At 64.4% G+C, this 21,268-nt stretch carries 14 protein-coding genes and 1 pseudogene; 3 read left to right on the forward strand and 12 right to left on the reverse strand.

Features of this window, described 5'->3' with window-relative positions; all coding sequences use genetic code 11:
- Window positions 1–85 precede the first annotated feature (85 nt).
- Both ACFXS9_RS35600 and ACFXS9_RS35605 read left to right on the forward strand, forming a co-directional pair.
- Entirely contained in the window at window positions 86–1,177 is a 1,092-nt protein-coding gene (locus ACFXS9_RS35600; RefSeq protein ID WP_392697480.1) for an SMP-30/gluconolactonase/LRE family protein, read from the forward strand.
- Between the two features lie 130 nt (window positions 1,178–1,307).
- A complete protein-coding gene (locus tag ACFXS9_RS35605) occupies window positions 1,308–2,027 on the forward strand; it encodes a ribonuclease activity regulator RraA (RefSeq protein ID WP_392697483.1) in 720 nt (239 codons plus the stop codon).
- A 123-nt stretch (window positions 2,028–2,150) separates the two neighbouring features.
- On the opposite strand, the gene ACFXS9_RS35610 is transcribed toward ACFXS9_RS35605, so the two are convergent.
- From ACFXS9_RS35610 to ACFXS9_RS35645, 8 genes are all read right to left on the reverse strand, one after another.
- Window positions 2,151–4,268, reverse strand: a complete 2,118-nt coding sequence (locus ACFXS9_RS35610) for a S9 family peptidase (protein ID WP_392697486.1) — start codon at window positions 4,266–4,268, stop codon at window positions 2,151–2,153.
- Between the two features lie 239 nt (window positions 4,269–4,507).
- Window positions 4,508–6,223 carry an ABC transporter permease gene (locus ACFXS9_RS35615; RefSeq protein ID WP_392697489.1) on the reverse strand — a complete coding sequence of 572 codons (1,716 nt, stop codon included), beginning with the start codon at window positions 6,221–6,223 and terminating at the stop codon, window positions 4,508–4,510.
- A gap of 115 nt (window positions 6,224–6,338) precedes the next feature.
- Window positions 6,339–7,406, reverse strand: coding sequence for an ABC transporter substrate-binding protein (locus tag ACFXS9_RS35620; RefSeq protein ID WP_392697492.1), 1,068 nt, complete (start codon window positions 7,404–7,406; stop codon window positions 6,339–6,341).
- Window positions 7,403–8,494, reverse strand: coding sequence for an ABC transporter ATP-binding protein (locus ACFXS9_RS35625; RefSeq protein ID WP_392697495.1), 1,092 nt, complete (start codon window positions 8,492–8,494; stop codon window positions 7,403–7,405). The genes ACFXS9_RS35620 and ACFXS9_RS35625 overlap by 4 nt, the downstream gene beginning before the upstream one ends.
- 150 nt (window positions 8,495–8,644) lie before the next feature.
- Window positions 8,645–9,829 carry a pyridoxal-phosphate-dependent aminotransferase family protein gene (locus ACFXS9_RS35630; protein ID WP_392697498.1) on the reverse strand — a complete coding sequence of 395 codons (1,185 nt, stop codon included), beginning with the start codon at window positions 9,827–9,829 and terminating at the stop codon, window positions 8,645–8,647.
- Window positions 9,830–9,990: 161 nt separating this feature from the next.
- On the reverse strand, window positions 9,991–10,821 hold the full coding sequence (locus ACFXS9_RS35635; RefSeq protein WP_392697501.1) for an LssY C-terminal domain-containing protein: 831 nt from the start codon (window positions 10,819–10,821) through the stop codon (window positions 9,991–9,993).
- A 43-nt stretch (window positions 10,822–10,864) separates the two neighbouring features.
- Window positions 10,865–11,596: a thermonuclease family protein gene (locus ACFXS9_RS35640; RefSeq protein ID WP_392697504.1), complete on the reverse strand. Its 732-nt coding sequence runs from the start codon at window positions 11,594–11,596 to the stop codon at window positions 10,865–10,867.
- Window positions 11,597–11,872: 276 nt separating this feature from the next.
- On the reverse strand, window positions 11,873–13,606 hold the full coding sequence (locus ACFXS9_RS35645) for a hypothetical protein (protein ID WP_392697506.1): 1,734 nt from the start codon (window positions 13,604–13,606) through the stop codon (window positions 11,873–11,875).
- Between the two features lie 413 nt (window positions 13,607–14,019).
- Between ACFXS9_RS35645 and ACFXS9_RS35650 the strand changes: the two genes are divergently transcribed.
- Window positions 14,020–14,856: a caspase domain-containing protein gene (locus ACFXS9_RS35650; protein ID WP_392697509.1), complete on the forward strand. Its 837-nt coding sequence runs from the start codon at window positions 14,020–14,022 to the stop codon at window positions 14,854–14,856.
- Between the two features lie 365 nt (window positions 14,857–15,221).
- Here ACFXS9_RS35650 and ACFXS9_RS35655 read toward each other — a convergent pair whose 3' ends face one another.
- From ACFXS9_RS35655 to ACFXS9_RS35670, 4 genes and pseudogenes are all read right to left on the reverse strand, one after another.
- Window positions 15,222–15,986 (reverse strand): efflux RND transporter periplasmic adaptor subunit, encoded by a 765-nt coding sequence (locus ACFXS9_RS35655; RefSeq protein ID WP_392697512.1) that lies wholly within the window; start codon window positions 15,984–15,986, stop codon window positions 15,222–15,224.
- A gap of 404 nt (window positions 15,987–16,390) precedes the next feature.
- Window positions 16,391–18,837: pseudogene (locus ACFXS9_RS35660) on the reverse strand (adenylate/guanylate cyclase domain-containing protein).
- Window positions 18,838–19,095: 258 nt separating this feature from the next.
- On the reverse strand, window positions 19,096–19,281 hold the full coding sequence (locus ACFXS9_RS35665; RefSeq protein WP_392697515.1) for a hypothetical protein: 186 nt from the start codon (window positions 19,279–19,281) through the stop codon (window positions 19,096–19,098).
- A gap of 58 nt (window positions 19,282–19,339) precedes the next feature.
- A complete protein-coding gene (locus tag ACFXS9_RS35670; protein ID WP_392697518.1) occupies window positions 19,340–21,154 on the reverse strand; it encodes an AsmA family protein in 1,815 nt (604 codons plus the stop codon).
- Between the last annotated feature and the right edge of the window lie 114 nt (window positions 21,155–21,268).

Below are 21,268 nucleotides of genomic sequence, written 5' to 3' on the forward strand. Positions count from 1 at the left end.
CGATGCTTCGCATCGCCCCGGAATGACAACGAGAGAGCCGGCGAGAAACGCCGATCAAACAAAGCATCACAGGGGAGGAAGACCAATGAACATCATCCGACGCAACCTGCTCGCAGGCGCCGGCGCCGCCGCCGCCACGACGCTGCTCGCGCGCACCGCCCTCGCGCAATCGTTCCCGTTCACGCCGAACCAGCGCTATCCCGATCCCGCCGTGCAGATCCTCGATCCGAGTTTTGCAAAGTACCGGATCTATTCCTCGACCATTGAACAGGTCGCGACCGGCATGCGCTGGGCCGAAGGGCCGGCGTATTTTCCGGAAGGAGGCTATCTCCTGTTCTCCGACATTCCCAACAACCGCATCATGAAGTTCGACGAGAAGACCAACCAGACCTCGGTCTTCCGCGCCAATGCCAATTACGCCAACGGCAACGCGCGCGATCGTCAGGGCCGCCTCGTCACCTGCGAGCATTCGGTCACCCGCCGGGTCACCCGCACCGAGAAGGACGGCAAGATCACCGTCCTGGCCGACAAGTTCGAGGGCAAGCGGCTGAACGCGCCGAACGACATCGTGGTGAAATCCGACGACACCATCTGGTTCACCGATCCCTTGTTCGGCATCAACGGCGAGTGGGAAGGCAAGAAGGAAAAGCCCGAGCAGGCGACTACCAACGTCTATCGCCTGACCAAGGACGGCAAGCTCACCGCCGTGATCACCGACATCGTCAATCCCAATGGCCTGGCGTTCTCGCCGGATGAGAAAAAGCTCTATGTCGTGGAATGGAAGGGCACGCCGAACCGCAGCATCTGGAGCTTTGACGTCAACGAGGACGGCACGGTGGCCAACAAGACCAAGCTGATCGACGCCGCGGATCAAGGCGCGCTCGACGGCTTCCGCGTCGACCGCGACGGCAATCTGTGGTGCGGCTGGGGCTCCAACGGCGCGCTGCAGCCCGAGCCGACGGAGGTTGGCGGCCGCCGGGTGTATCAGCTCAAGGGCAAGCCAGAGGATCTCGACGGAGTGATGGTGTTCAGTCCGGCCGGCAAGCCGCTGGCCCACATCCGCCTGCCGGAGCGGTGCGCCAATCTCACCTTCGGCGGCCCGAAGAACAACCGCCTCTACATGACGAGCTGCCACTCGGTCTATGCGTTGTATGTGGAAGCGCACGGGGCGGTGTGATTGATGTTGTCATTCCGGGATGGTCCGAAGGACCAGACCCGGAATCTCGAGATTCTCAGATGCGCAATTGCGCATCATAGTTCGATGCTTCGCATCGCCCCGGAATGACGACCAACTGGGATAGAACACAATGACAAGACTGAGCGACGCCACCCGCAATAAACTCAAAACCGTTTCCACGGCCACCGTCGCCACCGCGCTGTTCAAGCGCGGCTTCCGCATCCAGATGATCCAGGATGTGCACCCCTTGGGCCCCGATCAACCGGTGCTGGTCGGCGAGGCTTTTACCTTGCGCTACATGCCGGCGCGCGAGGACCTCAACAAGATCGACGTGTTCCGCGACCGCTCCCATCCGCAGCGCAAGGCGATCGAGGATTGCCCGCCGGGCGCGGTGCTGGTGATGGACAGCCGCAAGGACGCCCGCGCCGCGTCCGCCGGCGCTATTCTGGTGACGCGGCTGATGCAGCGCGGCTGCGCCGGCGTCATCACCGATGGCGGCTTTCGGGATTCCGCGGAGATCGCAAAGCTTGGCTTCCCTGCCTATCACCACCGCCCAAGCGCGCCGACCAATCTCACGCTGCATCAGGCGATCGAGATCAACGTGCCGATCGGTTGCGGCGACGCGCCGGTGTTTCCCGGCGACGTCATTCTCGGCGATGCCGACGGCGTGATCGTGATCCCCGCGCATCTGGCTGACGAAATCGCCGACGAGGCGGTCGAGATGACGGCGTTCGAGGATTTCGTCACCGAGCAGGTTCAGAACGGCCGCGGCATTTTCGGGCTCTATCCGGCGACCGATCCGCAGACGCTGACCGATTTCGCCGAGTGGCGAAAGAGGAACGGGCGATAACTGCGTGCCCCGGACGCAGCGCAGCGCAAAGCGGTGCGCTGCAGAGCCGGGGCCCATGCGTCGGTGGGTCCCGGCTCTGCGACGCAGCGTTGCACGCTGCATCGCGTCCGGGACAAGAGGGTCTTACACCTCACCCTTCTCCGCCATTCCCACCGCCCATAGCGCAAACGCATAAGCAATCGCGACTTCATCGAGCCGGTTGAAGCGGCCCGACGCGCCGCCGTGGCCGGCGCCCATGTTGGTGCGCAGCAGCACCGGCCCGCCACCCGACATGGTCGCGCGCAGCCGTGCGATCCATTTCGCCGGCTCCCAATAGGTGACGCGTGGATCGGTCAGGCCGCCCATCGCGAGCACAGCGGGATATTCCTTCGCCGCGATATTGTCGTAGGGCGAGTACGACAAAATGGTGCGAAAATCCTTTTCGCTCTCGATCGGGTTGCCCCATTCCGGCCATTCCGGCGGCGTCAGGGGCAGCGTGTCGTCGAGCATCGTATTCAAGACGTCGACGAACGGCACTTCGGCAACGATGCCGGCGAACAATTCGCCGGCGCGGTTAGCGCTAGCTCCCATCAGCATGCCGCCGGCGCTGCCGCCATGGCCGACGATGCGCTTGGCGCTGGTGTATTTTGCCTCGATCAGGGCGCGGCCCGCGGCAGCGAAATCGTCGAATGAATTGGTCTTCTTCTCGCGCTTGCCATCGAGATACCAACCCCAGCCTTTGTCCGCGCCGCCGCGGATATGCGCGATCGCATAGACAAAGCCGCGACCGACCAGCGACAGCCGGTTGGTTGAGAACGACGCCGGCATTGCCATGCCGTAGGAGCCGTAGCCGTAGAGCAACAGCGGCGCCTTGCCATCGCGCACGAGGTCCTTGCGGTGCAGGATCGAGACCGGCACTAATGCGCCGTCATGCGACGTCGCCATGATCCGCGTGGTGACATAGTCGGCCGGGTCATGGCCTGACGGAATCTCCTGCCGCTTGCGCAAGACGCGCGTTCGCTTCGCCATGTCGTAGTCATAGACTTCCGACGGCGTCGTCATTGACGAATAGGAAAACCGCAGATTGGTGGTCTCGAATTCGTAGCTGCCCATGGTGTCCAGCGAGTACGCCGCCTCGTCAAAGGCGATGGCATGTTCCTCGCCGTTATCGAGATCGCGGATAATGATCGCGGGCAGCGCATTGGCGCGCTCCAGCCGCACCATGTGGCCGGCATAGAGTTCGACATCGAGCACATAGATGCCGGCGCGATGCGGAATCAAATCGCGCCAGTTGGTGCGCTCGGGCGAGGCGAGCGGCGCGGTGACGACCTTGAAGTCGATCGCGTCATCCGCATTGGTGAGAATGAACACTTCATCGCCGCGGTCGGCGATCGAGTACTGCACGCCTTCTTCGCGTGCCGCCACCAGCCGCGGCGGCGCTTCGGGATTGGCGAGATCGATCAGCCGCTGTTCCGAGGTCTCATGATCGCCGCCGGCGATCACGCAGAAGCGGCCGGAAGAGCTCTCGTGCAGATGGGTGAACCAGCCGGAATCTTTTTCTTCATAGACCAGCGTATCGTCGGCTTGCTTGGTGCCCATCCGGTGCCGCCACACCTGCATCGGGCGATGGTTGTCGTCGAGTTTGACATAGAAGAAGCTTTGGCAGTCCTTGCTCCAGACGATGCCGCCGTCGGTCTCCTCGACAAGATCGTCGCGGTCGATCCCCGTCCCCCAGTCGCGCACGCGGATCGAGAAATATTCCGAGCCCTTGGTATCGGCGCTCCAGGCGTGCAGTGTGTGGTCGGGCGAATGCCGCGCGCCGCCGAACTTGAAATACTCATGGTCCTTGGCCAGCGCGTCGCCGTCGAGCACGATCTGCACCGCGCCGCCATCGCGCTGCGTGCGGCCGAACATTTCATGCTGCCCGCCCTCGCGGAATTTTCGTAAATAGGCAAACGGGCCGTCCGGCGACGGCACGCTGGAATCGTCTTCCTTGATCCGTCCGCGCATTTCCGCGACCAGCTTCTTCTGCAGGACGGCGGTGTGGCCGAGCAGGCTCTCGGTGTAATCGTTCTCGGCTTCGAGATATTTGCGGATGTCCGGGTCGAGGATCGAGGGGTCGCGCAGCACTTCCTGCCATTTCGGGTCCTTCAGCCAGGCATAGTCGTCCTGCACGGTGATGCCGTGCGTGGTGAAGGTGTACGGCCGGCGCGGTGCGGTCGGCGGCGAGAGGGCGGGCTTTTTGGCGGCGGCTTGGGTCACGCGGTCCTCGTCGGTCCTGAAAGGTACCGCCTTATATCGGGATGGATGGCAAGATTGCCAGATGGATGTTAGTCAATGCACCCATCGCTGTCGTCCCGGCCAAGCGTAGCGCGAGCCGGGACCCATACGCCGCGGCCAGTGGAATTGGCACAACAGGAGACGGCTTCGCTTACAACAACGGTCTGGGGCTATGGGTCCCTGCTTTCGCAGGGACGACGAATGGATGGGATGTGCATCAGCTAACTATTCCGCAACCTCGCCCCGGCGCCGCCGCCGAACATCGGGATCCGGTTCACCGCGAGCACCACCGCAAAGGTGATCACCAGCATCGCGATGCCGAGCACCGAGATCGCGGCGAGGTCGCCGCTTTCGTTGAGGTCGTAGATCAAGACCGACAGCACCTTGGTCTGCGAGGTGAACAGCACGATCGCCGCAGATAACTCCCGCATCACGCCGATGAAGATGAAGCACCAGGTCGCGATCACGCCGGTGCGCAACAAGGGCGCGGTGATCTGGCGCAGCGATTGCAGCCGGCTCGCGCCGAGAATGCGGCTGGCGTCCTCCAGTTCGGGATGAATGGTCGCGAACGCCGCCTGCAATTGCTGATAGGCCGAAGGGAGGTTGATGGTGAGAAACGCCAGCAGCAGGATCCACAGCGTGCCATAGAGCACGAAGGGCGGCCGCGTGTAGCTCAAGAACAATCCGACACCGAGCACGATGCCGGGCACGGCCACCGGGGCGGTGGCGAGAAAGCCGAGCATGCGATGGCTCGCGATCACACGGCGGGTCGTGACATAAGCGACCACGAGCGCGAGGATCGTGCCCACGGTGGCGGTCGATGCGCCAAGGATCACCGTGTTCTTCAGCGCAAGCTGGGTCGACGACAGTTCGGTGAAGACGAACACGATGTTGTGCAGCGTCGCCGTCGACGGCGTCACCAGCGTGGTCGCGTTCGGCGAGAACGCCGCGTTGACCAGCGCGAAATAGGGCAGGAACACCGGGTTAAGCAGCACGAGGAGGCAGAATGCCAGCGCCGCCCAGCGCCATCCTCCCATTTCGATCGGCCGCGGCGGGCCATATTTGCCGCCGAGCACGGAGTAGCCGCGGCGGCCGAGCAGAAATTTCTGGCCCTGCAGCAGCAGGATCGTCAGCACCAATAGCGGCACGGCGGCGGCAGCCGCCAGTTCGAGCTTCGGCGGATACTGGAACAGGCTCCAGATCTTCGTCGTCATGGTGTGGAAACCCGCCGGCAGCGCCAGGATCGCAGGCGACCCGAACAGCGTCATCGCCTGCAGAAACGCGATCAGCGCGCCGGCGACCAGCGCCGGCAGCGCCAGGGGAATCGTGACGCGCCGCGCCGTGGTCCAGGCCTTGCCGCCGAGAATGGCGGAAGCATCTTCCAGTTCGCCCGGCATGTTGTCGAGCGCATTGGCGACCAGCACGAAGACAAACGGAAACGTGTAGCAGGAGATCACAAAGATCAGCCCGGTCAGCGAATAGATGTCGAACAAAGGATCTTCGGCACCGGTGAGGTAACGATAGAGCTGATTCAGCATGCCGCTGTTGGGCGCCGCCAGCAGTTCCCAGGCAACCGCGCCCAGAAACGGCGGCGTCACGAAGGAAGCCGTCACCAGCGCGCGGATGATCTGCCGCCCCGGCATGTCCGTGCGCGACACCAGCCAGCCGATCGGGGCGGCGACAAGGCAGCAGGCCACCGCGGAAGTGGTGGCGATGATCGCCGTCGTCAGCAATGGATCGAGGAAAGCGGGGTCGGTGAACAGCGTGACGAAGTTCTGCAGCGTCGGATGCCGCGCCTTGTCGGTGAATGCAAAAACCGCCAGCCACGACAGCGGCAGCACGATCAGCACGATCATGAAGGCGGCGAACAGCCACAGGATAGGGCGGGTGAGGTCGAGGCGAGATTTTGGGGCGTCGGTGGTGGTTATGGTGGTCATGCTGATTGCCTTTCCGTCATTCCGGGGCGCGAAGCGAACCCGGAATCTGGAGATTCCGGGTCCGGTCCTTCGGTCCATCCCGGAATGACGGCGGTGGATGGGGCGGGCAGCATCCTCAAACCCTGAACAGCCGCGCATAGCGCGTCTTGATTTCTTCCGTCATCTTCTCCACGCCCTCGGCATCCTCCTTCATCAGCTTGATGTCGGAAATCTTCCGCCGTCCCGGCTTCGATTGCACCTGCGCGTGCACCGAATATTGCGCGCTGTAATCGATGAAGAATTGTTGCGTCTCGCGCGTATGCAGCCATGCCTGAAACAACTTCGCGGCATTGGGATGCTGCGCGCTCTTGAAGATGCCGGTCGGCCCCGAAATCGTCGGCGTGCCTTCGGTCGGGTACACCGGCTCGACCGGCTGGCCGGCTTCCTTCAACAGCACGATGCCGTATTCGTTGCCGTCGGCCATCACGGCGCGCTCGCCGAGCGACAGCTTCTTCGGCGGATCGGTCGACGACTGCACCTGCATCACGCGCTGCTTCGCCAGTTTTTCCATGTACTCCCAGCCGAGTTCGCGAACGAGCTGAAACGTCGCGGTCATGATGGTGCCGCTGTAGGCCGGGTGGGCCTTGACCATCTTGCCCGCCCATTTGGCATCGAGCAGGTCGGCAAAACTCTTCGGCGCGTCTTCCGCCTTGATGAGATTGGTGTTGTAGGCGATCGACGACAGCCACACCCGCGAGGTCGCAAACATGCCGTCGGGATCGCGATAGCTTTCCGGAAAATGTTTTGCGACGTCCTCCGGCACGAACGGCATCAGCCAGCCGTTCTTCTTCCAACTGATGAAGTGCGAGGCGTCGGAGGAGTTGACGATGTCGGCGGCGCGAATGTTGCTCGCAAATTCCTGGTCGATACGCTGAAACAGTCGCTCCGAACCGGAGCGCTCGATCTGGATGGTTACACCCGGAAAGGCCGCCTCGAATGCCTTGCCGAGCTTTTCGCCGACCGGCAGGTCCATCGACGAATAAAAGATCAGCCTGCCTTCCTTCTTCGCCGCCTCCACCAGCGCTGATGTGATCGCGACCGGCTCCGGCGCCTGGGCACGGACAGGAGAGGCGAAGACGCTGCCAACCGCGAGCGCCGCCGAGCTTTGCAGGATGTCGCGTCTTGAAAACTTTCGTCCCCTCATCGCGTCCTCCCGTCTCGTTTCGTGGCTATCGGCTCAGTGCCCGGCAGCGCTCGGGCGGCAGCGTCAGCCAGACCTCGCTGCCCTTTTTGCACGCTGGTTTCGGTCGGCGTGGTGGCGCGCAAACTGGTGCCGTCGGCCACCTCGACCATGTAGTCCCGCACCGCGCCGAGATAGACCTGCCGCGTGACGACCGCCTTGACCGCATTCTCTGCTGACGTCGGCGCCTGCGTCGAAAGCCCGATATCGTGCTGGCGGATCGCTACAACGGCGTGCTGGCCTTCCGTCAGCGGCGCGCCGACCACCTTCAATGTCGCGCCCGCGAAGGCAACATGGTTGGCATCGCGCGCGGTGCCCTTGATGACATTGCTGGCGCCGATGAAGCGGGCGACGAATTCGGACTCCGGCCGTGCGTAGATGTCTTCGGGCGTGCCGAGTTGGTCGATCTGGCCGCCGTTCATCACCGCGATCAGGTCGGCCGTGGTCATGGCCTCGGACTGGTCGTGGGTGACGTAGACGGTGGTGTAGCGATATTCGTCGTGCAGGCGGCGGATTTCGAACCGCATTTCCTCGCGCAAATTCGCATCGAGGTTCGAAAGCGGCTCGTCGAGCAGCAACGTCTCGGGCTCGACGATCAGCGCGCGCGCCAGCGCCACGCGCTGCTGCTGCCCGCCCGAGAGCTCGCCGGGATAGCGCTGCGCCAGCGCCTCCAGCTTGGTGGTGGCAAGGATCGCCGAGAGCTTTTTCGCGATGGTGTCGCGGTCGAGCTTGCGCAGGCGCAGGCCGTAGACGATGTTTTCCGTCACCGTCATATGCGGCCACAGCGCGTAGCTCTGAAAAATCATCGACATGTTGCGCTGCTCGGGCGGTAGCGTGCGCGTGCGTGACGACACCAGCCGCTCGCCGACATGGATCTCGCCGTCGGAAGGCTCCAGAAAGCCCGCGATCAGCCGTAGCGTGGTGGTCTTGCCGCAGCCCGACGGTCCCAGCAGGCAGACCAGTTGTCCGTGATCGATTTTCAGGGAGACGTTATCGACCACCGCAAGCGAGCCAAATCGCTTGGTCAGGCCGCGCAAATCAACGGACGCCAATCGCCTCACTCCCACTCTTGTTCTTGCACGGATCAGCGCCCGGCTTGGTATGCCAGTATACGCACTAATGCGGGGCGGGAAAGAGAGTCGGCGCGCCGAGGGACAGGATTGGCGACTTTATCGTCCCTGCGTTCGCAGGGGCGACAACTTTTACGCTTCGACGTTCTCCCCGAGATACTCGATCGCGGCTTCGGTTCCGCCCTTGCCGTGGGGGATGCCGAGCGCGTTGAGGCCGACCTCGACGACGCCGAGCGTGCCCAGGATCATCGGCGCATTGACATGGCCCATATGGGCGATGCGGAAAGCCTGGCCGGACAGATCGCCGATGCCGGTGCCGAGCACCACGCCGCATTTCTCCTTGCAATAGCGCTGCAGTGCGGCCGGATCGTAGCCATTCATGGTCACCGTCGTCACCGTGTTCGAGCGCTCATTGGCCTCCGCGATGTTGAAGCCAATCACCTGACCCTCGCTCCAGACCGCGACCGCGCGGCGCACCGCCTCGGCGAGCAAACGGTGGCGCTGAAACGCGTTCTCCAGCCCTTCCGTCTGCAGCATGTCGATCGCCTTGCGCAGCGCGAACAATAGATGCACCGGGGCAGTGCCGGCATATTTGCGGTAATGCTCGCTGCCCTCGCGCTCGGTCCAGTCCCAATAGGGCGTGCGCAGATTGGCCTTTTTATGCACCTCGCGGGCGCGGTCGTTGGCGGCGACAAAGCCTAAGCCCGGCGGCGTCATCAGGCCCTTCTGCGAGCCGGACATCGCGACGTCGATACCCCAAGCATCCATCTCGAACGGCATGCAGCCGAGCGACGCCACGGTATCGACCATGAACAGCGCCGGATGCCCCGTCGATTTGATCGCCTTGCCGATCGCCTCGATGTCGTTATAGGCGCCGGAAGCCGTATCGACCTGCACGGCGACGATGGCCTTGATGGTGTGGTCCTTATCCTGCCGCAGCCGCGCCTCGACCTCGCTCGCGCGGATCGCGCGGCGCCAGTCGCCCCTGAGCACCTCGACCTCGGCGCCCATCGCAGCCGCCGCCTGGCCCCAGCCGATCGCAAAGCGTCCGCTTTCCAGGACCAACACCTTGTCGCCACGCGACAACACGTTGGAAAGCGTCGCTTCCCACGCGCCATGGCCGTTGGCGATGTAGATGTAGGATTTGCCTTTGGTGGCGAACAGCTTTGAGAGATCGGCGAGCAGGCTTTCGGTCAATTCCACCATCTGGTCGGAGTAGATGTCGAGCGCCGGGCGATGCATCGCCTGCAGCACTTCGTCGGGCATGGTGGTAGGTCCCGGGATGGCCAGAAATTCCCGGCCCGCACGAACGGTCATTTGTTGGTTTTCCTTAATTGTAGAACGTCAGGGGAGCGGCAATCGGTCGAAGGTCGGCATAATATTGGATCGGGATCGTCATTGCGAGCGCAGCGAAGCAATCCAGAGCCGCAAAAAGAGTTGATTGCTCTCATTGCTCCGCTCCCCACAATCATCGCAGGTCATTTCCCCACCGCATTCGCGATCGCGCGCCAGATCTGATCCTTGAGCTCGGTCGCCGGCGGGCTCGGGATCGTCACCGCAGGTCCCTCGCGCTTCTTGCAGGCTTCGACCAGCCGCAGCACCCAGATTTCGCCGTCGGTGTAATAGGCGTCGCCGCCGCCGTTCCGCCCTGCGATCGTGGGGCCGATGCCGGTGACCTGGTATTTCGCATCCACCATGCCGGCATTTTCCAGGTCAGTCGCAAGCAGCGCGCGCTCGGCGTCGAGATCGGGCGAGATGTGGTGCGTGACGGCGGCGGTGTATCGGCTGACGCCGACGCCGCGGTCCTCCGTCGCAGCTCCGAGCCAGACCGGGCGCTTTTCCTCGCCGCTCTCCAGCACCTTCCAGTAGCGCACATGGTTGCGGCGGTCGGCGCTGGTGCCGATCGGCTTTTCATAGGCGAGATCCTCGCGGCGGCCGAGGTAGTAAAGGTTGCTCACCGGCGCCTCCTTGTAGGGGCGATCGAGCAGCACGCTGCCGATGATCTCGATCGAGGATTTCAGCGTAATCCGGTCGGCCGGATACCAGCCCGCAGCATGCATGGCGCAGACCACGTCGCGCTGGTCTCCGATCAGCCCGACATTCATGGGATCGCCGGGAATGCCCTGCGCGGTGCGCGTCACCATCGGCATGCTGGTCAGCCCGCGCTGATGCTCGTAATGCGTCCAGAAGCCCGGCAGCACCAGATAGGCGAGCAGGCCGTAACCGCCGAGGATGACGAGCGCGAGCAACATTGCCCGCCGTAAGCCGCGTCGTCGCCGCATTCGTTTTTCGATGCGTTGATCGGACATCGCCGCTCCCTCTCGCCGCAGCGGGCGAGGTTAACTACAACCGCTACCGCCGCGTCTCGCGACAACCGGCGGCTTCGGCCTCTTCGACCGAGCAGAACCAGCGCGTGCCCTTTGAGATCTTCATTTCGATCTTCGCATACCAGCGGCTTGTCGGCTGGTGATAGATGCACTCGCCGGAGCGATTGACGTTGCCCTTGATGGTGCAGTCGGGCGAGGGCGCCACAGGTCCGGATGCCGAGGCCAAGAGAACGGCCCGCGCATTCTCCGGCGGCTGGACGGCGCCGAGAACGGCGGTTTTCTTGTTGCGGATGCGCCAGTCCCACGGCGCGATGAACGCGCCCTGCCACATGCCGGCCTTGGCCTCGCGCGCGGCCTTCTCGTCTGCCTCGTAGTCGCGCGAGAGGCGCGTCTGCGCCAGCGCCCAGCCATTCGATACCAGCCATTTCTGGATGTCCTCACCGTCGGCCTCGCAGCGCGCCACCGTGCGGCCGCGGCGATCGGCCACCGCCCGTGTACGACAGGTCCAGCTCTTGGCCCCGAAACGCTTGATCAACTCGTCGCGCGCGGCGGCGCCGCAGGTCCAGCGCTCAGCCCTCGTGTTGAGGCAAAGCTGATCGACGGCAGGCGCGTCGATGCCGCCGAGCCGAATGCGATGGTTGCCGATCTGGAGCTGATCGCCCTCGCGAATTTTTGGAACGCCGGTGATGTCGGCCGCGTGTGAGGTAGCGGGCAGTGACAGCAGCAGGAACGCGGAAAGCAATGTCCGTAATTTCATCGGCAATCCCGGTGGCAAAATGATGCGGATTGTGCGGACAATGGAGCTGTCTTGCCAGAGCGGGGTTGTCGCACCGCTTTCAACTTCCCGCGAGATATTTCACCCTCCCCTGGAGGGGGAGGGTCGGCTCGCGTTGAGCGTAGCGAAATGCGAGGCGGGGTGGGGTGATCTCTCAACTCGGGCAGCGTTCGATAGGAAAGACTGTCACCCCGCCCCGCCGAGCATCTCGCGATGCTCGGCGACCCTCCCCCTCCAGGGGAGGGTAAGCACCGCGCGTCACGCATTGTCCTTCGTCATCGCCCGCCGCGCCAACGCCAGGCCCATCAGCACGAACGCCGACGTCACTTCCGGGCCGCCTACCAGAATTCGCGTCGGCGTCTTCATCTTGTTCCACTCGTACGCCCGGTACGGCCCGTGCCTGCCGCCCTCGCCGAGACTTGCGACGACGACATGCAGCGCCGGCGCAAATGTCGAAACGTCGGCGCCGAGATGTGCCAGCGCCATCAGCGCCAGCGCGGCGTCGAACGGGTTCATCTCGCGCACGATCAATTCACCCTCGACATAGGCCAGCACCTTCTCGCGGATCAGCGCGAAGGCGCCGTCCGGATCGATCGCCTGCCGCGCTGCTTCCGGCAATGCCATGAACGCGGCATGGCAGCGACCGAAATAGGCGGAGTAGAGTTCCGGCAGGTAATAGATGTGCGAGCGCGGATTCTTGAACGCGCCGCTTTCGGCGAGCCGCCGCTGGAAGCCCAGGATGCGATGCACCGTCTCCAGCCGCTGCGGCGTCTCCAAAATCTTCCAGCGCGCCAGATTGCGGAAAGAAACCTCGAGGATATCGAGGTTGAGCGTCGGATCGAGGTCGTTGCCATAGGGCCGGTCGCCGGCGAGATTGTCGATCCAGGTGACGACGCCGCCCTCGTAATCGATGTTGTCGTTCAAGGGCACGGTGACGCGCGGCTCGTTGGTGCCCTCGCGCACCTGGTAGCCGCGGTAGAAGTCGAGCAGCGGCTGATCGAGGATCGGATCGGTGCAGCCGACTTGTGTGGCGGCCGAGAACGAGCACGCCGTGGTGTCGCAGTCCGGCACGTAGATGCCAAAACCTAAATCCTGCTTGATCTGCGAGAAGAATTTTGAGAACCGCGGATGCGGCAGCGGCGCCAGGGCGGTGATCACGTTCACGGTGGTGCCGTCATGCGCGGGGACTTCCTCGGCTGAGGTCTTGAGACAGAAATCGACCATCTCCGAAATCGCGCGCCTTGAGGCCGCGGCCTCGTCCGAAGACGCCAGCCCGGTCTCGACGTAACTGAGCAGCGCCTCGGTGAAGAAGGCGTCGTAATAGGCCGAGCGGTGGCGGATCTGCATCGGCTGCCACATCGGCTCGGCAATCCCTCGCCAAGGCGGGTTGATCAGCGCGCGCGCCGGCGAATGCGCGATGAAGATCCGCGCCAAGCTGAATAACAGCGTCGAGTTCTTGTAGCCGCGCGAGTTCAGCCCGGTCAGCGCCATCAGCATCTCGCGCCCGCCCATGTCGGCATCGCCGATCAGGTTGAAGGCGGCATAGGTCGGGATGAAGCCGTTTTTGGCGAATGAGCCGAGCAGATGCGCGCCACAGCGGCGGATCACCCGGTCGATTTCGCGTCGCCCGGGCGGGCGGTCCGGTGCCGCCACCGGCCCGGGGGCGGGGTGGCGGACATTAATATCGGCCATCAGCTCGGCGATCGGCTGCCCCACCGCGGCCCAGTCCGGCTCGGCATCGTCGCGCGCCCGTCGCAGCGCCTCCTGCAAGGCGCCGAGCCGCTTCTGGTCGCACAAGGCCGGGTGCCCGGTTCGCCGCAACAGCGGCCGCAGCGCCGGGTTGCCCAGCGCCGTGCGATAGAATTTTCCCAGATGGGGGTCGCCGCCGCGGTATTTCAGCAGCACGGGGTCGCAGACGTCGTAGAGCGACGGGCCGTCTTTCCGCGCGGTCAGCGCCCGAAATGCGGCGCCGGCGATGGTAGAAAAGCCCATGCAGTTTCTTTCCGCCGGAACGGTGAAGGGAGGGCCACGTTGAGCACGATCCGTAAAACCCCGGTAGTCCCGGGGTTTGGAACGGGCTCGATGGGGAGTCCACGCAGCCACCGCCGGCCGGATGGGCCTGCAAGCCCTTGAGAACTAACCAAATCCGGCGAGGAACACAATGTGATATGGGTCACTTACCTGGCGTTAAACCCTCCCCCATAGTCGGCTGCAATTGGTTCCATGCGTCGAATGAGGTTGTCCGGAAGGGCCCGACAGGCTAAAAGACCGTTGTTGCGGTGCCGCAAATTGAGCGCAATTAGACGGCACACACCCGGCAACCCCATCAAACCTGAACGGTCCGCACGCGACTAACTGGCGCGGTCTTGCTTGGCGCTATGGACAAACTTGGGAATGGAAACGCGATGAACCTTGGTCAGCTCTGCATTTCCCGCCGCACCGTCACCATTGCCGTCGCTTTTATCGGCCTGGTGTCGCTGGCGATCGGCGCCCATGCCGCGCTGAACAAGCGTTCGCTCGACGCCGCCAAGGCGATCGGCACCGAACAGACCGGCACGATCGGCACCTCCGCCCGCGTCGCCCTGGTGATCGGCAACGGCCATTATCCGGATGCGGCAGCGCCGCTGTCCCAGCCGATCAACGATGCCCGTGGCCTCACGGCTGCGTTGCGTGCCAAGGGTTTTGACGTCGACGTGGTCGAGGACGCCACCAAGGACGACATGGCCCGCGCCGTCGCCCGCCTGAAAGACAAGATCAAGCCGGACACCGTCGCGATGCTGTTCTTCGGCGGCTACGGCGTCCAGGTCGGTCGCGAGAGCTTTATGATCCCGGTCGACGCCGCGATCTGGAAGGAAGCCGATGTGCGCCGCGACGGCGTCAGCATTGAGCAGGTGCTTGATACGATGACCGAGAAGGGCGCCAGCGCCAAGCTCGTCGTCGTCGACGCCTCCCGCCGCAACCCCTATGAGCGCCGCTTCCGCTCCTATTCCCATGGGCTGGCCCCGATCTCCACGCCGGAGAACGCGCTGATCCTGACCTCGGCCACGCCGGGCAAGGTGGCCGATGACGGCAAGGGCCAGTACAGCGTGCTGGTCACCGAGCTGCTCAACAATCTGAATTCACAGCCCGGCGTCGCCAGCGCCTTCAACAAGACCCGCATCTCCATCTCCCGCGCCTCCGACGGCGAGCAGGTGCCGCAGGTCTCGTCGTCCCTGCTGGAAGACGTCCGCCTCGGCGGGTAAGGCGGGCCCAACCGTTATCTCTCAACACGTCGTCCCTGCGAACGCAGCAAAGCGCCGCCGCAACGGCGCTGCTCCCCTCTCCCGCTTGCGGGGAGGGTCGGGGTTGGGGTGCCTCCGCATCGGTGCTGACAGCTATTTTGCTGTAACCGACATAAATTGTAGGCGTGTTGTCGCCGCTTGCTCCGTTCACCTCGCCCCGCTTACGGGAGAGGTCGGATCGCATCGGAAGACGCGATCCGGGTGAGGGTACCGGTCTCACCGTTTGGCTTTAGTGCTCGTGGAGGCACCCCCACCCCAACCCTCCCCGCAAGCGGGAGAGGGAGTGCACCGCCGCCACGGCGCCATAAAATTCTAAGTAGCGCCCCCTACTTCCCGTCCGCGCTCGCCGTCACCGCGCGAACCGGATCGCCCTCGCGCAAGAGCGCGCCGGCGCGCGCCACCACGATGTCGCCTTCCTGCAGGCCCGAGGTGATCTCGACCTGGCCGGCCGACATCAGCCCGGTCTCGACCCGCCGCGTTTCGACGCGGGCGCGCCGCACCACCTGCACCACGGTGCCGGCGGTGCCATAGAGGATCGCGGTCAGCGGCACCGCGACGCCGCAGCTCTGCCCGGTCCTGATCTGCGCGCGGCCGCTTGAATTGACGAGCAGCCGCCGGTTGGTGGTGACGCCGACGAACACCTGCGCGAGCTGGCTGTTCGGCTCCACCGTGGTCGACAGCCGCCGCACCCGACCGTCGACCTCGCCGGCGCCGATCACCTTGATCCGCGCGGTCTGGTTGACCTGGAGTTTCGCGATATCGCGCGTCGGCACCATGCCGACCAGGTCGAACTCGCCGCGCGCGATGATCGAGAACAGCGCTTCGCCCTTGGCCGACGCCATCGCGCCGACGGCAGCCGTCGTGGCCGAGATCACCCCGCCCACCGGCGCCTGCACCGAAATCTGCCCGCCTTCCGGCAAAGCTAGCCGCGCCAGCACCTGCCCCGCGGTGACGCTGTCGCCCGCATCCACCATCACCTCGGCCACCTTCAGCCCCATCCGCTCGGGCCGCACCTGCGTCTCCTCGCGCGCAATGATGTTGCCGGACACCTCGACGATATTGGCAAAACAGGATTTCGCCGCTTTGAGCACGGTGACCGCGGCGCCCTTGGGCGCAGCGGGATCGGCATCGTCGGCGGCGAGGAGGGGGAGGGGACGGAGAGCAGACCCGCCACGAGCAGCGTGGCCAGAACAGGTGAAAGGTCGCGCGCACGGAGGGAAGGCATCGAAGTTTTGTTCCTAGTTATCAAAATCATGAATACCAGAAGGGTGGTTGGCGCGCCAAGCGCGAAGAAGCCGTGTGTGACGTATGTTAAGGATGAGGGAGGCGGACTCAGCCACAGTGTTAGTCACAGATTCCCATCAGACGGTTCAGGGTCGTGCGGCATCCGATTAAACTTTTCGCGCGGCTTTTTTCGCGAAGCCCTGATGGGGCTGTTTGACATCAAGTGCGGTAAGGTGGGCACGCTTGCGCTTTGCCCAACCTACGGCGCCGGCTACTGCATCTTCTTCCGTCGCGCTGCGGCTGCATCGACGACGTTGTCCACCGACTCGCGCCAGGCGGTGATCTCCGCCGCCAAAATCGGATGGTTGAATCCCTTCAAATTCAGATCATCGATCGGCCGTCCCTCGACCCACGGCTCGACCATGCCGTAGACGCGCCGGCTCACCACGATCTGGTTGGCCTTGGCCTCGTCGCAGAGTCTCGACGCAAGATTGGTCACGCTGCCGATCGCGGCGTATTCCAGGCGCTGCTCGAAACCGATCTGGCCGAGCGTGGCGTAGCCGAGCGCGATGCCGATGCCGAAGCCGAGATTGTGGCCGCGGTTGCGCCACTTATCGGTCAGGCCGCCGATGGTGTCGCGCATCTCCACCGCCATCCGCACCGCGCGCGCGGTGTGGTCCTCGAACTGGATCGGCGCGTTGAACAGGATCATCACGCCGTCGCCGGCATAGCGGTCGAGCGTGCCCTCATACTTGAAGATCAGCTCGCCGAGCGCTGCGTGATATTCGCGCAGCACGTTCATCGCCTCTTCCGGCTCGGTGGTCTCGGTGAACGCGGTAAAGCCGCGCAGATCGCAGAACACCACCGTCACCTCGCGGCGGTGGCTGTCGAGCAGGCCCTCGTGGCCGTCGGAGGAGGCGATAAGCTGCGCCACCTGCGGCGCCAGGAAACGCTCCAGCCGGCGGATACGCTCGATCTCGCCGAGCTGCGTCTCCACCCGCTCCTCCAGCGAGCGGTTCCAGTCGCGGAGCTGGTCGGTCTGCTCCTGCAGCTTGCTCGCCTGCTCGCGCACGATGTCGTTGGCGGCGAGCAGCTCGCGGCTCTTGTGGTCCACTTCGGTAAACAGCCGCGCATTGCGCATCGCCAGCACCGCCTGGTGCGCAAACGTCTTCATCAGGCCGATCAGATTGGCGGAGAATTCGCCCTCGTTCCGCCGCAGCACCACCAGCGATCCCAAAATGCCGGTCTGGTCGACCAGCGGTACCACCAGCACCGACTGGAAGCCGGCTTCCATCGCGACATCGCGCAGCGGATGTTCGGGCGTTGCGCCAAGCTGGGGGATCGCGATCGGCTCGCCGCTGCTCGCGGCCTCGCCGAGCGGCGAATGGTCGGCGTCGATGGCGCGATGGCGGCCTTCGGCAGCCTTGTCGATGCCGATCGCTTCGGTCAGGCTGAACTGGTGATTGCCGGCGTCATAGCCGTAGATCAGCACGGCATCGGCATGCGTGATCTCGAGGCGCGCGCGGCGACCGTCGGCAGCACCGCGTTGAGGTCGAGCGAGGAGGCGACCGCGCGGCCGACCTCCTCGAGCACCTTGAGTTCGTTGATCGATTGCGCCAGGTCCCGCGTGCGCTCGTTCACCTTGGTTTCGAGGCTCGAATAGGTCTCGGCGAGCTGCCCGGCCATGCCGTTGAACTGGTTGGCAAGCTCCTCCAATTCGTCCGACGTCTTCACCTCGATGCGGTGGCCGAAATCGCCGGCGCCGAGCCGCCGCGCGCCGGCCTGCAGCGCCGTGATCGGTACCAGCAGGCGCCGCGCCATGATGGTGCCGGCGATGATCGCGACTACGAGGCCAAGCGCGATCAGAAGCGCGATCCGCACGAGCTGATCGCGGATCGGCGTCAGCGCCTGCGCCGTCGGCTGTTCGAAGAACACGCGCCAGCCGAGTTTCGGCACCAGGCTCGAGGTCGTCAGCACGGCGTCGCCATTGGCATCCAGGCCCGACGCCGGCGCAACGCCGCCGGGCTTGCTGACGGCAGCGACCTGCGGCAGCGCCGACAGATTCTTGCCGACCTCGGGCCCATTCGAGGACCTGGCCAGCACCTCGCCCTTGGCGTCAGTGACATAGGCATACGCCACCTTGCCGACCTGGGCGTCGATCAAAAATTCGGAGAGGAAATCGAGATCGATCTCGGTGACCGTAATGCTGCCGTCGGCATGCGACAGCGCGATCGACATGAATGGCTGCTGGTCGCGCAGATAGGCCGGCGCAAAGCTGGTGCCGCGCGAGACGGTTTCGGTGAAGCGGACATCGCGGGAGAAATCGGCGTTGCTGCCGAGCGTGACGGTCTGCCGCGTCAGGCGGAGCTGCTCGCGGCCGTTGCTGCCAAGCAGCGAGAGCTGGCTGACCTGCGGCACCTGCCGCAGCAATTGGGTGTAGTCGGCGCGGCGCAGGTCGAGCGTGTTGGAGGAGGCGCGCGTCACCCAGGAGATCTGCCGCTCCAGCTCGGAGATCGACTGCGCGATCCGCTTCGCGGTTGCCTCCGCCTTGTCAGACATGCCGTCGCGGAGCGAACTCTTGATGCCGCGATAGGTGATCCAGATTTCCATCGCGCCGTTGATGGCCAGCACGAACACGACGAGCCCGACCAGCGCGACGACGTATTTGGCAAACAGCCCCTCGCGCCGAAACCTTGCTCTATCGTTGCCCTCGCTCATCCGGACCCTCGTGCGCCACGCCCTTAAGCATGCGCATCCGTTCGTCGCTTGCCACGGGGCGCTATTGGGGGGCCCCGGATGAGGCCTGTTTAGCACGAATTGAGGGGGCAGGCGGGCCCTCCGCCAGCATGGTTAGCCCGGATTTCAGGCAGGAATCCGCAGATTCGTCGTCATGCGTAGGCCCCGCTTAACCTCGCCCCGCCCCTTCGCGGGGAGAGGACGGCGCGAAGCGCCGGGCGAGCCGAGGGAGCATCAACCTCACCGATTGAACAACTGCCGCAACACCTCGTTCATCGGCTGGCTGTCCTGCTGCGTGGTTGTATCGCTCGGCGCTGCTGGAGGCGCCGGCTCGGCCGGCGCGGCTTGCGTCGGCGGCTCGGCGGGCGAGGTCGGCGTCAGGCTCCGCTGACCGCCCGGGCGCGCGCCGGGCTGATTCTGGCCCAATCCACCCAAGCCCTGAATGAGGTTGCCGATGGTCTCACCAAGCTGGCCGCCGAGCGGATCATTCGGCTTGCCGCCCGTCTGGCCGGTGCCGGGCGCAGCGCCCTGTCCGCCGGCCGCACCCTGTTGTCCGCCGCCGAGCAGGTTGCCGATCGCAGCGCCAAGCCCGGCGCCGTTCGGTCCGAACAGGCCCTTGCCCATTTCCCTCAGCTTGGCATAGGCCCCCTCCGGATTGTCGAGAATGCCCTGCATCTCCGGATAAATCCGTGGGCTCCCCCCACGGGCCCTCGATCATCACGGGAATGCCGAGCCCGACCGGATCGCTGACGCGGCCCTGGCCTTCGGTGGTCATCACCAGTTTCGGCTCGACACGGAAGCCGATCTGCTTGGTGCCAAGATCGATGGTGCCGACGCCGGTCATCTTCACCAGCGGGCCGACGAGATTGAGATCGGTAGTCTGCGCCTGCCCCTTGTCGATTTTGAACGACGCCGACAATTGCGAAAGATCCGTCGCCTTCTCATCGCTCGCCTGCCAACCGGACAAGGTGCTCGCAGTAAGCGAGCGGATCATCTGCGCGACATTGAGCCCCTTGATCGCGCCGTCCTGGAACACGACGAAGGCGGTGCCCGCCATGTTCGACATGATCGCGCGCTGACTGGTGCCGGAGGAGTGCACGCTGATCTTCGCCTGCATCCTGCCATCGATCCTGTCGAAATCGGCAAGGCCGTGCAGCAGCGGCAGCGCGCGCACGCCGGTGAGGTCGGCCCGCATCGCATAAGTGGGATTGGCAGTGGAAACATCGACGGTCAAGTCGCCATTGGCGTTGCCGTCATAGGCGCCAAGGTTGGAAACCTGCGCCTTCAGGATGCCGCTTGCGAGCATGGCGTCGATCGCGGCAGGGGTGAAGCGCGCGTCGCCGATCTTGAGTTCGGCCGCGGAAATCCGCGCCTGCAGGTCGACGTAGTTGAGCCCGTTGATGTCGATCGTTGCGTTGCTCCAGGGCTGGCCTGAGGAAGAATCGGTGCTGCGCGACATCGCGACCGTGAGCTTCTGGAAATCGAGGTCGAGCTTCACGAGCGGCTTGCTCGACAGATCGACCGAGGCCCAGCCGCTGAACGCGCCGTCGCCGAGGGCGCCGGTGACGCCGTTGATCATCACGACCGAGCCGTTGAGCCGGGCTTCGGCCTTGGCCATGAGCTGCGCGTGCAACAGGCCCGGCGCGTCGATCTTGATCTCGGCCGGAATATTCTGCCGTTCGACTGGGGCCGCAGGCAGCGCCGCCTTGGCCTCGAATTTCAGCGGATGGCCGCCGCTGCGCGCGCTGCCGGTCAGCGTGACCTTGCGGTCGGCATCAATCGTGATGTCGGCGTTGACGGTCTCGATCCTGTTCTCGACGCGGTCGCGCAGATTGGAGAACACGATGGTGCCACCGGTGACGCTGACATGTTCGATCGAAAAGGCGTCCGCCGCCTTGCCGCCGGCGGGCTTCAAGGGAGGATTGGCCTCCCTCACACGCTCGCGCTTCAGGGGCAAATTCACCACCGGGCGAATGATGACGAGTTCGGTGATCTGCGGCCGCCCGGCCCACAGGCTCGCCAGCGTCACGTCCGCCTCGATGCTCGAAGCCGTGAAACGATGGTTGATGTCGCGATCCCTGGGATCCTGCAGCGTGACATCGTTCAGCCGGATGTTGAGCTGTGGCCACAGGCCGATCTTGGCGCCGCCATTGATGGCGAGCTTGTAGCCGGTCTCGCGCTCGATCCTCTCCTGGATCTCGGCCTTCAGGTAGCCCGAGGGGACGCCGATCACCAGCAGCAGCGCGATGACGACGATCACGGCGGCAATGACGGCGCCGGCAATTTTCAGTGCTCTCATATCGACATTCCAGACCGCGCAAACGGCTCTTATTTCGGGGGCTCGACACGCCGTCGCAACCGGTCGGGCGAGCTTATCCCGGAAAGGGATAGCGCCCAATGCAGCCAAAAATAA

Source organism: Bradyrhizobium sp. RDI18, from assembly GCF_043203335.1.
Classification (GTDB): Bacteria; Pseudomonadota; Alphaproteobacteria; order Rhizobiales; family Xanthobacteraceae; genus Bradyrhizobium; species Bradyrhizobium retamae.